General features: G+C 72.4%; 1 protein-coding gene (only partly in view). It reads left to right on the forward strand.

All coding sequences use genetic code 11. The features are described from left to right. The coding region annotated (locus D7X32_RS46990; RefSeq protein ID WP_244239215.1) for a non-ribosomal peptide synthase/polyketide synthase crosses the window boundary (this coding region is incomplete at both ends): on the forward strand, positions 1 to 15,561 show 15,561 of its 28,464 nt. The annotated region continues 12,903 nt past the right edge of the window.

Genomic DNA, 15,561 nt, shown 5'->3' on the forward strand with positions numbered 1-15,561 from the left:
CGGACGCGGCGGTGGGGGCCATCCGTCAGCGGCTGGCGGAGTCGCACGAAGTGCAGGCGCACGCGGTGGTGCTCATCGAGCCGGGCAGTCTGCCGAAGACGTCCAGCGGCAAGGTGCAGCGGCACGCGTGCCGCACGGCGTTCCTGACCGGGACGTTGCAGGAGGTGATGGCGTGGCGAGAGGAGCTGCCGGGTGGAGCGGGTTCTTCGCCCGAAGCTCCCCGGCCCTCCGCACCCAGCGTTGCCACGAGTGAGTCTGGGCCCATGAAGGAAGTGGCCCTGGCCGCGAGCCCCGATGCGGAGGCGCTGACGGCGTGGCTGCGCGACCTGGTGGCCCGGCACATGCGCATGCGCCGGGAGGACATCGACATCGAAGCGCCGGTCACGCGCTACGGGTTGGACTCACTGGGCGCGGTGGAGCTGGCGCACGCAGTGGGAACGGGCACGGGCCTGACGGTGCCCATGGAGTGGTTGCTCCAGGGACCGAGCATCACGTCCCTTGCGCGGCAGTTGCTCACGCTTCGGGATGCGGTGAAGCCCGCGTCGAACACGCTGCGCCGCCGGGATGTGGAGGGCGACCGGGCGGTGTCCTTCGCCCAGGCGCGGCTGTGGTTCCTGGACCGGTATGCGCCGGGTGACGTGGCGTACAACCTGCCCGCGGCGGTGCGGCTGGAGGGCGAGCTGGATGTGGCCACGTTGGAGGCCAGTCTCCAGGCGCTCGTGGCGCGCCACGATGCGCTGAGGACGTCATTCCGGGAAGCGCATGGACGGCCGCTCCAGGTCATCGCGAAGAACGCGGTACTTCCGCTGGTGTGCGTATCGCTGGAGGCCCTGCCGCTGGAAGCCCGCGAGCCCGAAGCGTCCCGGCTGGCCCATGAAGAAGCCCGCCGCCCGTTCGTCCTGGCGCAAGGGCCACTGGTGCGCGCCACGTTGCTGACGCTGGATGAACGCACGCACGTGCTGGTGCTCGTCATGCACCACACCGTGTCGGACGGCACGTCCATGGCGGTGCTGGTGCGCGAGATGTCCGCCCTCTACGCGGCGCTGCGTGAAGGCCGTCCGTCTCCCCTGCCCGTGCTGCCGTTGGCGTACGCCGACTACGCGGAATGGCAGCGGGAGTGGCTGGACGGCGCCGCGCTGACGTCGCAACTGGACTACTGGCGCCAGCAGCTCGCGGGTGCGCCCCGGCTGCTGGAACCGGCCACGGACCGTCCGCGTCCCGCCGAGCGTGGGACGCAGGGCGCCCGGGTGCCGGTGCTGCTGGATGCCCCCCTGGCCGAAGCTGTGCGGACGCTGGCGGTGCGCGAAGGCGTAACGCCCTTCATGGTGCTGCTGGCGGGCTTCCAGGCCGTGCTCGCGCGCCGGGCGGGACAGGACGACGTCAGCGTGGGCACGGCCATCGCGGGCCGGGGCCGCGCGGAGCTCCAGGGGCTCGTCGGCCTCTTCGTCAACACGCTCGTGATGCGCACCCGGCTCTCCGGTGCGCCCACCTTCCGCGAGCTGCTGGGCCGCGTGCGTGCGACGGCAATGGGCGCGTACGCGCACCAGGACGTGCCCTTCGAGAAGCTGGTGGAAGCGCTGCAACCCACGCGCGAGCGCGGGCACACGCCCCTCTTCCAGGTGATGTTCATCCTCCAGGGCGCGCAGGTTGGCGCTCCGGTGCTGCCGGGCCTCCAGTCGCGGCTGGTGGACGTGCACCCGGGCACGGCGATGTTCGACCTGACGCTCTCGCTCTCCGAATCCCCCCGGGGCTTCGAGGGCTGGCTGGAGTACGCCACCGGCCTCTTCGACGCGGACACCGTGGCCCGACTCGCCGGCCACCTGCGCGTGTTGCTGGAGGCCGCCGTCGCGGACCCTTCGCGCCGCGTGGATGCGCTGCCGTGGCTGGAGGCCGTGGAGTCGGAGCACCTGCTCACGCTGTCTCGTGGACCCGACGTCGAATACCCGTCGGACGCCACCGTCTCCTCACGCTTCGCGGCGCAGGTGGCCCGGACGCCCGATGCCGTGGCGCTCGTCGCCGGGGAACACCGGTTGACGTACCGGGAACTGCGCGCGCGGGCCCGGGCCCTGGCGCACACGCTGCGGCAGCGCGGCGTGGGACCGGAGTCCGTGGTGGGGCTGTGCGTGGACCGCTCGGTGGAGCTGGCCGTGGGGATGCTCGGCATCCTCGAAGCGGGGGCGGCCTACCTGCCGCTGGATCCGGCGTACCCGGCGCAGCGGCTGGCCGCGATGTGGGCGGACTCGGGGGCGAAGGTGCTCGTGAGTCCGCGTCACCTGGAGGACGTGCTCCCCGTGCCTTTGGAGCACCGGCTCTTCCTCGACGACGTGGACCCCTCCGTGGGCGGGGACTTCGTGCGGTCAGCGAGTGACGCGCGGACGCTCGCGTACGTGCTCTACACGTCGGGTTCGACGGGGCGGCCCAAGGGCGTGGGCGTGCCGCACCGGACGGTGATGAACTTCTTCCGCGCGATGGATGCGCACGTCTCGCCGTGCCCGGGCACGTGGCTGGCGATGACGAGCATCTCCTTCGACATCTCCGTGCTGGAGCTGCTCTGGTCCTGGACGCGCGGCTTCCAGGTGGTGCTCGCGCCCACGGGGCTGGAGCCCGCCGCGCTCGCGGAGGCGCTGGAGCGCCACGCCGTCACCCACTTCCAGTGCACGCCGTCATACGCCAGCGCGCTCGTGGAGGAGCCCCGGGCACTGCGTGCGCTGGGCGGGCTGCGCCAGATGCTCGTGGGCGGAGAAGCGCTTCCGGGTGGCCTTGCTTCGACGCTGCGGGCCCACGTCCCTGCCCTGCTCAACATGTACGGCCCCACCGAGACGACGGTGTGGTCGTCCATGCAGCGCGTGGAGACGGACACCGCGGGAACGGTGTCGCTGGGCCGGCCACTGGCGAACACCGGCCTGCACATCCTGGACGCCTGGCTGCGGCCGGTGCCGGTCGGTGTTCCCGGTGAGCTGTTCATCGGCGGTGAAGGCGTGGTGCGCGGCTACCTGGGCCGCCCGGACCTGACGGCGGAGCGCTTCGTGCCAGACGCGTTCCGTGACGCGCCGGGCACGCGGATGTACCGCACGGGAGACCGGGCCCGGTGGCTCGCGGACGGGACGTTGGAGTTCCTGGGCCGCATCGACCACCAGGTAAAGCTGCGCGGTTTCCGCATCGAACCGGGCGAGATCGAAGCCGCGCTCCGCACGTACCCCGAGGTCCGCGAGGCCGTGGTCGCCGTGCGTGAGGACGTGCCGGGCGAACAGCGCCTCGTGGCCTACGTCGTCCCTGCCTTCGGGGATGTGCGTGCCTTGCGCGAACACCTGCGCTCCCGTCTCCCCGAGTACATGGTGCCCTCGGCCTTCGTCGGCCTGGACGCCCTGCCCCTCACGCCCAACGGCAAGGTGGACCGCCGCGCCCTGCCTGCCCCCACTGCCGTCCCCGGCACCGTGGATGCCGGCCCGCTGACGCCGATTCAAGAGAAGCTGGCCGCGCTGTTCCAGGACCTGCTGCACGTGGAGCGCGTGGGCGCGCACGATGATTTCTTCGCGCTCGGTGGGCATTCACTGCTGGCCACCCAGCTCGTCACCCGCGTGGGTGCCCGGTTCGGCGTGGATCTGCCCGTGCGTGCGCTGTTCGATGCACCCACCGTGGCGCGGCTCGCGGAGCGCATCGAGACGCTCCCTTCCCGGCATCCCGTCTCCCCCATCCCCGCCGTGTCCCGCGACGGGGCGCTGCCGCTGTCGTTCGCGCAGCAGCGCATGTGGATCCTGGATCGGCTGGAGCCCGGTCAGGCCCTCTACAACATCCCCCTGGCACTGCGGCTCACCGGCCCCCTGGACGTGGACGTGCTGCGCCGCACCTTCGCGGAGGTCGTCCGCCGGCACGAACCGCTGCGCACCACGTTCGAGGAGCGTGATGGACAGCCGTTCCAGCGCATCCACGCGCCGCCCTCGGACTGGGCCCTGCCGGTCGAGCCCCTGCCCGAAGGGGCCGAGCGCGACGCCACCCTGCACCAGCGCATGCGCGAGGACGCGACCGGGCCGTTCGATCTGGGCACCGGTCCGCTGCTGCGCACGCGGCTGCTCAGGCTGTCCCCGGACGAACACGTGCTGTTGCTGTGCATGCACCACATCGTCACGGATGGCTGGTCCATGGGAGTGCTCGTGCACGAGGTGGGCAGCCTCTACTCGGCGTTCCTGGAGGGACGGCCGTCGCCGCTTCCGGCGCTGGAGGTGCAGGCCGCGGACTTCGCCGCATGGCAGCACCAGCAGGAGGACTCCGAGACGGCACGCGCGCAACTGGACGCGCTGAGGGAGTCCCTGAAGGACGTCCCCGCGCTCACGCTCCCCGCCGAGCACGGACAGCCCGGGGCCCGGTCGACACGTGGAGGCAGCCATGTCTTCACGCTGCCCGCTTCCCTGGTGCGCTCGCTGGAACAGGTGGGCCGCGACCGGGACGCCACGCTGTTCATGGTGCTGATGGCCGGATACCAGGCCGTGCTGTCGCGCGACTCCGGGCAGGACGACTTCGCCGTGGGCACGCCGGTGGCCCACCGCACCCGGCCGGAGCTGGAGCCGCTCATCGGCGTGTTCCTCAACACGCTGGTGCTGCGCGCGCGCCTGGACGGAGCGCACCGCTTCTCCGAGCTCCTGGACCGCGTGCGCGATTCCTCCCTGGCCGCGTTCGCACAGCAGGACGTGCCCTACGAACGGCTCGTGGAGGCCGTGGCGCAGGCGCGAGGCGGAAGCCGCGCCTCGCTGTTCCAGGTGATGTTCGTGCTGCAGAACGCGCCGCTGTCCGCCCCAGCCCTGCCCGGCGTCCGCGTGGAGCGGCTGCACACCTCGACGGAGACCGCGCGCTTCGATCTCCTCCTGTCGCTCACCGCGACCGACGACGGCCTGGAGGGAACGCTCGAATACAGCCGGGACCTCTTCACCGGGGACGCGGCAGCGCGCTTCGCCACCGACTTCAAGGTGCTGCTGGAGGCCGTGGCCCACGATGCGCTGCTGCCGCTGGCACCCAGCGGAAAGATGGACCGCGAGGCCCTGCCCGTTCCGGAGGCGCGTCCGGTCGCCGTGGCGCCTTCGAAGCCGCGGCGGATGTCGCCCTTCCAGCAACGGATCGCGGACCTGTTCCGCGACGTGCTGCGGGTGCCTCGGGTGGATGTGCACGATGACTTCTTCGCCCTGGGCGGCCACTCGCTGCTGGCCATGCGGCTGCTGTCCCGCGTGCGCTCCACGTTCCAGGTGGACCTGCCCCTGCGCGGCCTCTTCGACGGCGCCACCGTCTCCGACGTCACCGAACTGGTGGAGGCCCAGCTCCTCACGCGCACCGACCTTCCGCGCGTGCCCGCGATCCGCAAGGTGGCCCGTGACGGCGAGCTGCCCCTGTCCTTCGCGCAGCAGCGGCTGTGGCTGACAGAACAGCTCCAGCCCGGTGGCACGCCCTACATCCTGCTGGGCGCCGTGCGGCTGGAGGGCGCGCTGAACGGTGAAGCCCTGCGCCGCGCGCTGGAACTGCTCGTCGAACGTCACGAGGCGCTCCGCACCACGTTCGCGCTGAAGGGCCGCGACCCCGTTCAGTTCATCCAGCCCACGCCCTCCTGGACGCTGCCTGTGACAGACCTGGGCGACGTGCCGGAAGCGGACCACGAGGCGGCGGTGCAGCGGCTGGCGCGCGAGGAGGCGGGCCGGCCCTTCGACCTGAGCACAGGGCCGTTGCTGCGCACGCGGCTGCTGCGGCTGAACGCGACGCACCATGTGCTGCTCCTGAACATGCACCACGTCGTCTCCGACGGCTGGTCGCTGGGGGTGATGGTGCGAGAGGTGGCCACGGCCTACGCGGCCTTCGCTGCTGGCGCGGCACCTGATCTCACGGCACTGCCCGTGCAGTACGCCGACTTCGCGGTGTGGCAGCGCGGCTGGCTCCAGGGCGACGTGCTCGCGGACGAGGTGGCGTGGTGGAAGGAGCAGCTCGCCGGTGCGCCCCGGGTCCTGGACCTGCCCACCGACAAGCCTCGCCCCACGACGCGTTCTCCGCACGGCGCGCTGCTGCCCGTGCATCTGCCTCGCGGCCTGACGGACCGGTTGGTGGAACTCGCCCGGCGCGAGGGCGCCACGCCGTTCATGGCGCTGCTGACCGCGTGGCAGGTGCTGCTGTCGCGCTACAGCCGGCAGGAGGACCTGCTGGTCGGCGCCCCCATCGCGGGCCGCACCCACGGCGACGTGGAGGGACTGGTCGGCTTCTTCGTCAACACACTGGTGCTGCGTGCGCGCATCCGTCCGGAGGCGTCCTTCCGCGCGCTGCTGGGACAGGCGCGGGACACGACGCTCGCGGCCTATGAGCACCAGGACCTGCCGTTCGAGAAGCTGGTGGAGGAGCTCCAGGTGCCTCGCGATCTGGGGCGCACGCCGCTCATCCAGGCCGTCTTCGCGCTCCAGAACGCTCCGGCCGGGGTGCTCGAAGCGCCGGGGCTGAGGATGGAGTTGCTGGAGGTGGACGCGGGCACGGCGCACTTCGACCTGAGCCTGCTGCTCACGGAGACGCCGGACGGACTGCGCGGCTCCATCGAGTACAGCACCGACCTCTTCGAACGCGACACCGTGGCCCGGCTCGCCGGTCACCTGCGCGTGCTGCTGGAGGCCGCTGTCGGCAGCCCGGACATGCCGGTCTCCCGGCTGCCGTGGCTCACGCCGGAGGAGCGCCAGCAGGTGCTGGTCGCGTGGAACGACACCGCGCGGCCCTACCCCTCCGACAGCACCCTCGCGGAACGCTTCGCGCTCCAAGCCGCGCGGCATCCAAATGCCATCGCGGTGGAGGACGGAGATGAGCAGCTGACGTACTCGCAGCTCGACACTCGGGCGAACCAGCTGGCCCATGTCCTGCGGGCCCGGGGCGTGGGACCGGACGTGCCGGTGGCGCTGTGCCTGGAGCGCTCCGTGGGCTTCGTCGTCACGGTGATGGGCATCCTCAAGGCGGGCGGCGCGTACGTGCCGCTGGATGCGGCGTATCCCGCGCAGCGTCTGAGCTTCATGCTGGAGGATGCCCGGCCGCACCTGCTCGTCACCACGCGCGAGCTGCGCGGACGGCTGCACCTGCCCGACGCGTCGCTGCCGTGCCTGTTCCTGGAGGAGCTGGCGCTGGAGGAGCAGCCCGTCACCGCGCCAGAGACCGGCGTGGGGCCTCGCAACCTGGCCTACGTCATCTTCACCTCTGGCAGCGGCGGACGGCCCAAGGGCGTGGGCATCGAGCATCGTGGCCTGCTGCGCGTGCTGCACTCGGCGCCGTACATGCACTACGGGCAGCGCGACACGGTGCTGCTCTTCTCGCCCGTATCCTTCGACGCTTCCGTGCTGGAGATGTGGATGCCGCTGGTGCATGGCCGCCGGCTCGTCATCTTCCCGGGCAACGTGCACGGGGGCGACATGGACACGCTGGCCCGCGTGGTGGAGCGCCACGGCGTCACGTTCGCCCACATGCCCTCCGGGCTCTTCGCGCAGTTGATGGAGCACCGGCCGGACCTGCTCGGCCGGCTGCGCGAGCTGCACACGGCGGGTGACATCGTCTCCGCGCCACACGTGCGCCGGGCGGTGGAGTCGCTGGGCATCCCGTTCACCAACGGCTACGGCCCCAGCGAGTGCTCCGTGGTCGTCACCACTTTCACGGTGGAGCGGCCGGAGCAGGTGGGCCCGTCGGTATCCATCGGCGCGCCGATCGGCAACACGTCGGTGTACGTGCTGGACGCGCGGCTGCACCCGGTGCCGGTGGGCGTGCCGGGCGAGCTGTTCCTCGGCGGTGACGGCGTGGCGCGCGGCTACGTGTCGCGGCCGGACCTGACGGCGGAGCGCTTCGTTCCGGACGACCAGGGCGCGACGCGGGGGGCCCGGCTGTACCGCACGGGGGACATGGCCCGCTGGCGTCCGGATGGCACGCTGGAGTTCCTGGGCCGCGTGGACACGCAGGTGAAGGTGCGCGGCTTCCGCATCGAGCTGGCGGAGGTGGAGGCCGCCCTGCGCGACCTGCCCGCGGTGCAGGATGCCGCGGTGGTGGTGCGCGAGGACGTGACCGGGGACAAGCGGCTCGTCGCCTACGCGATGCCTGTCGCGGGGCACGTGCTGGAGTCCTCCGCGATGCGCGCGGCGCTGCGGCAGCGGCTGCCGGAGTACATGATGCCGTCGGTGTTCGTGACGCTGGCCACCCTGCCCCTGAACCCCAGCGGCAAGGTGGACCGCAAGGCGCTGCCCGCGCCGGACGCCGCGTCCACCGGACGTCAGGGCCGCTTCGTGGAGCCCTCGCACCCGCTGGAACAGCGGCTGGCGCACGTCTTCGCGCGCGAGCTGGGCACGGACCGCGTGGGCGTGCACGACCACCTCTTCGAGGACCTGGGTGCCACGTCGCTGACCGTGGTGCGGCTGGCCGCGCGCCTGCGTGAGGAGCTCCAGCGCGAGGTGCCCGTCGTGTGGCTGTTCGAGCACCCCACGCTCGAAGGGCTGGTCCAGCGGCTGGAGCGCGAGTCCCAGGGGCCGGGCATCGCCCCTCCCGTGGCTCCGGTACCGGGCCGCCGTCCGCGCGAAGCACCGAAGGCCGGCGCGTCCGGCTCCATCGCCATCGTCGGCATGGCGGGCCGCTTCCCCGGCGCGATGACGGTGGCGGAGTTCTGGCGCAACCTGCGCGGGGGCGTGGAGTCCATCACGCGCTTCTCGCCGGAGGAGCTGGAGCACATGCCCGGCCTGCCGGAGGGACTGGAGTTGTGGCAGCACCCGGCGTTCGTCCCGGCCGCGGGCGTCCTCGACGGCGTGGACCAGTTCGACCACGCCTTCTTCGACATGTCCCTGCGCGAGGCGCAGTTCACGGATCCGCAGCAGCGGCTCTTCCTCCAGACGGCGTGGGCCGCGCTCGAGGACGCGGGCATTGATCCGGATCGCTTCCGCGGCGCCATCTCGCTGTACGCAGGGGCCACGGGCTCCGGCTACACGGACGCCGTGCGCCAGGCGATGCCGCTGGACGCGGCGTCGTTCATGGAGCTGCATGGCACCGCCACGCACGAGAGCCTGGCGACGAAGACGTCCTTCAAGCTGGGGCTCACGGGTGAGAGCACGCTGCTCTACACCGCGTGCTCCACGGGTTTGGTGGCGGTGCACCTGGCCTGTCAGAGCCTGCGCGTGGGCCAGTCCGACGTGGCGCTCGCGGGCGCGACGCGGCTGACGGTGCCGCAGCGCACGGGCTACGTGGCGCAGGAGGGGCTCATCTTCTCGCCGGACGGCCACTGCCGCGCGTTCGACGCGAAGGCGGGAGGGACGCTCTCCGGCAACGGCGTGGGCACGGTGGTGCTCAAGCGCCTGGAGGACGCGGTGCGGGATGGGGACGCCATCTACGCCGTCATCCGGGGCTCGGCGCTGAACAACGACGGCCGGAACAAGTCCGGCTTCACCGCGCCCAGCGTGCAGGGACAGGCCGCGGTGGTGACCCAGGCCCTGGCGAACGCGGGCGTGTCTCCGGAGGCCGTGGGCTACGTGGAGGCCCACGGCACCGCGACGCCGCTGGGCGATCCGATTGAAGTGGCGGCGCTGACGCGTGCGTACGGCCTGGGCGCGGAGCACCAGGGCCGCATCGCGCTGGCGTCGCTGAAGACGAACGTGGGTCACCTGGACACGGTGGCGGGTCTGGCGGGGCTCATGAAGGCCGCGCTGTCGCTGCACCATGGGGAGATTCCCCCCAGCCTCCACTTCGAACGGCCCAACCCGCAGATCGACTTCGACGCGGGGCCGTTCTTCGTCAACACCACCTTGCGGTCGTGGCCCCGGGGCGAGACGCCCCGCTTCGCCGCGGTCAGCTCCTTCGGCATTGGTGGCACCAATGCCCACGCCATCCTCGAGGAAGCACCCATGCGGCAGAGTGGTTCCACCACGCGGTCCCACCAGCTCGTCGTGCTGTCCGCGCGCTCGCAGGAGGCGTTGCAGGCGGCGGCGCGGCAGATCGACGGGCACGTGGCGGAGGGCGTGGATGTGCAGGCGCTGGCGGACCTGGCGTTCACGCACGCCGTGGGCCGCAAGGAGTTCGAGTACCGCCACGCCCTGGTGGTGAAGGACGCGGAGGACCTCGCGCGCCAGTTGCGCAAGCCGGTGGTCGCGGTGAAGACCGGGAAGCGCGCTCCGCGCGTGGCGTTCGTGTTCTCCGGCCAGGGCGCGCAGCGGGTCGCGATGGGTCGCGAGCTGGCGGAGGCGTCACCCCTGTTCCGCGCGCACCTGGAGGCGTGCCTCGTGTTGCTGGAGGCGCCGCTGCGGGCGCGGGTGTCGAAGCTGCTGTCGCCCGAGGCCGGTGCGGAGGCGGAGGCCACGGCGTCGCTCGCGGATACGCGGGTGGCGCTGCCCGCGCTGTTCAGCGTGCAGGTGTCGCTGGCCCGGCTATGGCAGGACCTGGGCGTGACGCCGTACGCGGTGATGGGGCACAGCTTCGGGGAGTACGCGGCGGCGTGTGTCGCGGGCGTGCTGTCCCTGGAGGACGCGATGCGCCTCACGGTGGCGCGCGGTGAGCTGATGCACCGCATGCCGCCGGGCGCGATGCTCGCGGTGGCGCTGCCCGCGGCGCGGGTCCAGCCGCTGCTGTCGGGCCGGCTGGAGCTGGCGGCGGTGAACGCGCCGGATCGCTGCGTGGTGTCCGGTCCGGTGGAGGAAGTGGAGCGGCTGGAGGCCGAGCTGAAAGCCCAGAAGGCCGGAGCGGTGCGCATGCCCGCGCCGCATGCGTTCCACTCCGTGGACGTGGAGCCGGTGATGCCGGAGCTGGCGCGGGCGGTGGGCTCGCTGCGCTGGTCGGAGCCGGCGGTGCGATACGTGTCCAGCCTCACGAGCACGGTGGTGCAGCCCGGGCAGCTGGCGGATCCGCGCTACTGGACGGAGCAGATGCGCAGGCCGGTGGACTTCACCCGAGCGGTGGAGACGCTTCAGGAGGAAGGCTGCGCGGTGATGTTGGAAGTGGGCCCCGGGCAGGACGTGACACCGCTGGTGCGCGCGAACCTGGTGGCGGCGGAGCAAGGGGCACCTCGCGTGCGCGGACTGCCGTCGTTGCGCCTGGGTGGGACGACGACGGAGCAGATGGGCTGGCTCCAGGCCGTGGGCGAGCTGTGGACCGCGGGTGTGGCGGTGGACTGGAGCGCGTTCTACGCGCACGAACAGCGCCTGCGGATGCACCTGCCCACGTACGTCTTCCAGGAGAAGACCGTCTGGGTGGAGCAGAAGGCACAGGGCCCGGCGTCCGGCCGCATCACCCTGTCGGCGCGATCTCCGGCGGAGGTGGCCTCGAAGGTCGCTGAGGCCGCTGCCCTGAACGTCGCCGGGACCGCGCGTCCGGCTCCTGTGGAGGTGGCCTCGCAGGTCGCCGAGGTCGCTGCCTTGAATGTCGCCGTCGCCGCGCGCCCGGCTCCTTCGGACGTGGCCTCGAACGTCGCTGAGGTCGCTGCCCTGAATGTCGCCGTCGCCGCACGCCCGGCTCCCGCTGGCGCCGTGCAGCTCAGCCGGACGGGCACGGTGGCAACGCTCACCGAGGCCACTTCCTCCCCTTCCCAGCTCCCGACGCAGACCGACGCCGCGGCTTCCGACAGGTCCCAGATGCCCACGCGCACCGATGCCGACGCCTTCGACGAGCCTGTCACCGCGGCCTCCTCGCAGCCCGTCCGCGACGACGCGCCTCGCGGCGAGGTGGAGGAACGCGTGGCCGCGCTGTGGCGTGAACGCCTGGGCCTGGAGTTCGTCGGCCGCAACGACGACTTCCTGGAGATTGGCGGCAACTCGCTGACGGCCGCCCAGCTCCTCAACCAGGTACGTGAAGCCTTCGGCGTGAACCTGCCCCTGGCGGCCCTCTTCGAAGCCCCCACCGTCGCGGGCATCGCGGAACGCCTCGCGCCCCTGCTGCGTCAGGCGCCGCAGGCCCCCGTCTCCCAGGAGCTGCCCCTGGTGCCGCTCGCGCGCACCGGCGAGCTGCCCCTGTCCTTCGTGCAGGAGCGCGTCTGGCGCCTGGAGCAGCACCTGCCCGGTCAGTCCGCGTACAACCTCCCGTTCGTCCTGCGCCTCGAAGGTGACGTGAACGTCGCCGTGATGGAGCGAGGCATCCAGGAGATCGTCCAGCGCCACGAAGCGCTGCGGACGACCTACGACACCGTGGACGGCCGCCCCGTGCAGCGCTTCCACGCGCGCATGCACGTCCCGCTCACCCGCGTGGAGCTGCGCGGTCCCATGGAGACCCGCGAACCCGAGGCCCTGCGGCTCGCCCGCGAGGACGCCGCCAGGCCCTTCGACCTGGTCCACGGCCCCGTGCTGCGCACCACCCTGGTGCGCGTGGACACGCAGGTGCACTTCCTGCTGGGCAGCCTCCACCACATCGTCGGCGACACGCTGTCCATCGCCCTCTTCGTCCAGGAGCTGGGCCAGCTCTACGACGCCTTCCTCCAGGGCCGTCCCTCGCCCCTGCCCCCGCTGCCCATCCAGTACGCGGACTTCGGCGCGTGGCAGCGCCACGGCATCGCGAGCGGCCGTCTGGCCGAACAGGACCAGGGCTGGCGTCAGCGGTTGGCCAGCATCCCGCGCAAGTTGGATCTGGCCACCGACCGCCCGCGCCCCGCCGAGAGCCCGCTCACCGCCGGGCGCATGACGGTGGACTTCCCGCCCGCGCTCTCCCGCGAGCTGTTGGCCTTCACCCGCCGCGAGGGCTTCACAGGCTACATGACGGTGCTCGCCGCGTGGCAGACGCTGCTGCACCGCTACTCCGGCCAGACGGACGTCATCGTCGGCACGCCCATCGGCAACCGCACGCGGCCGGAGCTGCTGCCGCTCATCGGCTACGTGGCGCACTCGGCGGCGTTCCGCACGCGCTTCACCGAAGGCCTCACGTTCCGCGAGCTGCTGGCCCAGGTGCGTGACGAGGTCGTCGACGCGCAGACGCGTCCGGACGTCCCGTTCGAATACCTGGTGGAGGCCCTCATCCCGGGCAAGGACATCGGCCGCGGACGGCTGACGGACTCCGTGTTCGTCTTCCACACGGGCGCGGGCGCGGGCGCCGGGACGCTGGAGCTCATCGGCCTGCGCGGCTCGCTGGTGGAGGTGCCGGGCACGCCCGTGCAGTGGGGCTCCACCTTGGGGGACCTCACGCTCGTGCTGTCCGAAGCCCCCGGCCGCGTCCACGGCGCGCTCGAATACGCGGCGGAGTTGTTCGACGCCGCTACCGTGGCGCGGCTCGTGGAGCACTTCCAGGTGCTGCTCGGCGCCGCGCTCGCCCGGCCGGAGACCCCTGTCTCCCTCCTGCCCCTGGCCACGGAGGCTGAGCGCCGCGCCTGGCCCGCGCCCCGTGCCTCGCAGGGCTTCACCTCCGTGCCCGCCCTGCTCGCGGAACGTCGTGCGCGCCACGCGGACGCCATCGCTGTCTCGCGCGGGGAGACGCACTGGACCTGGGCGGAGCTGGGTGCTCGGGCGGACGCCCTGGCCTCGCGCCTGAAGGCGTTGGGCGTGACGGCCGGGACGCCGGTGGCCGTATGCCTGCGCTCGTCGCCGGAGAAGCTGGCCGCGCTGTGGGCCGTGCTGGCCGCGGGTGGCGCGGGCATCGCGCTGGGCGCCGCGGATCTGGTGCAGCTGCCTGTGTTCGCGCCGGAAGGCGCCCGCGTGCCGGTGCTCGTCACCACGCGCGCGATGGTGGCCTCCGTGCGCGTGGAGGCTTCGCGCGTCGTCTACGTGGAGGACTTGGACGCGCCGGGTGTTTCCGTCCCTTCATCCGAGGACGCGCACGCCCTGGCGTGGCTGCTGCCCACGGGCTCGGGCCAGCCCGCGTGGGCGCTGGGCCACCGCGAGCTGTCGGAGTTCTTCACCGGCCTGGATGCGCGGCTGTCCCCGCCGGACGGCGGCGCGTGGCTGTCCGCGAGCGAGGCCTCCGCGGACCGGCCGGAGCTGGAAGCCCTGTGGGCGCTCACGCGCGGGCTGCGCGTGGTGTACCCGCCGGAGCGCATCACCGCGCGGCTGGTGGGCCTGGGCGGCGGTGGGCCTCGCGCGAAGGCGATGGACCTGAGCCTCATCTACTTCGCCAACGACGAGGACTCGCTCCAGGGGCCGAAGTACGAGCTGCTGATGGAGGGCGCGAAGTTCGCGGACGCGAACGGCTTCTCCGCGGTGTGGACGCCGGAGCGGCACTTCCATTCGTTCGGCGGTCTGTATCCGCAGCCCGCGGTGATCTCCGCCGCGCTCGCGGCCATCACGAAGAACCTGCACCTGCGCTCCGGCAGCGTGGTGCTGCCGCTGCATGATCCGCTGATCATCGCGGAGCAGTGGTCCGTGGTGGACAACGTGTCGCAGGGCCGCGTGGGCCTGTCCGTGGCCACGGGCTGGCACACGCAGGACTTCACCTTCGCGCCGGCCAACTTCGAGAAGCGCCGCGACATCCTCCTGGAGAAGCTCGCCACCCTGCGAGCGCTGTGGCGCGGCGAGCGCTTCAAGCGTCCCGGCGGAGCGGGCACCATCGTGGAGGGCGCGCTGCGGCCCAAGCCCGTGCAGAAGGAGCTGCCGGTGTGGCTCACCGCCACGTCCAACCCGGAGACCTTCCGCATGGCGGGCGAACTGGGCGCGGGCGTGCTCACGGGCCTGCTGTCGCACTCGTTGGAGGAGCTGAAGCCGAAGGTGGCGCTGTACCGCGAGGCATGGCGCCGCAACGGCCACCCGGGCCGAGGCCACATCACCTGCATGCTGCACACGTACCTGGGCGACGACGACCAGGAGGTGCTCCGCCTCGTGCGCCAGCCGCTGCTCGCGTACTTCCGCAGCTCGGTGGACATCATGACGTCGCTGCTGCTCACCCAGGGCTACCAGGGCGACATCCAGAAGCTGTCCCCGGAGGACATCGACGCGCTGCTGGAGCACACGTTCGAGAACCATGCCAAGACGACGGGCCTGGTGGGCACGGTGGATGGCGCCGTGAAGCGGCTGCGCGACGTGCGCGCGGCGGACGTGGACGAGGTGGCGGCCCTCATCGACTTCGGGCTCGAAACGCCGGTGGTGCTGGACGGCCTGCGCCGGCTGGCCGTGGTGCGCGAGCGGATGGAGGCGGAGGCCACCGTCCGGCAGGAGCAGGTGCTGGTGGAGGCCGAGGCGGGCGTGGAAGGCCTGCTGGAGCTGGCTCGCCAGTCCGGCGCGGTGCTGGTGCACACGTCGGCCCGCCTGGCGCGCACGTTGAGCGAGCTGCCCGGGGCGCGTGAGTCCCTGGCCCACGTGGGCGCCCTGGTGGTGGAGGGCGCGTCGGTGGAGCTGGGCGCCGCGCTGTACCGGGCCGCGGGCGTGGAGGTGTGGCTGTCCGGTGACGCGCAGGAAGGCGCGCTCCTGCCCCGCACGCCGCGCGAGCGCATCCCCGCGAACCTCCAGACCTGGGTACTGGACGCGGCCGGTCAGCCCGTGCCCGCGGGCGTGGTGGGTGAGCTGGCCCTGGCCGGGGCGGGACTCCCCACCGCGCTGTGGCGCGCGGGCGACGAGGAGCACCGCCGTCTGGTGCCGCACCCTCGCGAGTCCGCCGCCCGGCTGTACCGCACCGGCCGCCATGCCCGGTTGC

It is taken from the genome of Corallococcus carmarthensis, assembly GCF_003611695.1.
Lineage (GTDB): Bacteria > Myxococcota > Myxococcia > Myxococcales > Myxococcaceae > Corallococcus > Corallococcus carmarthensis.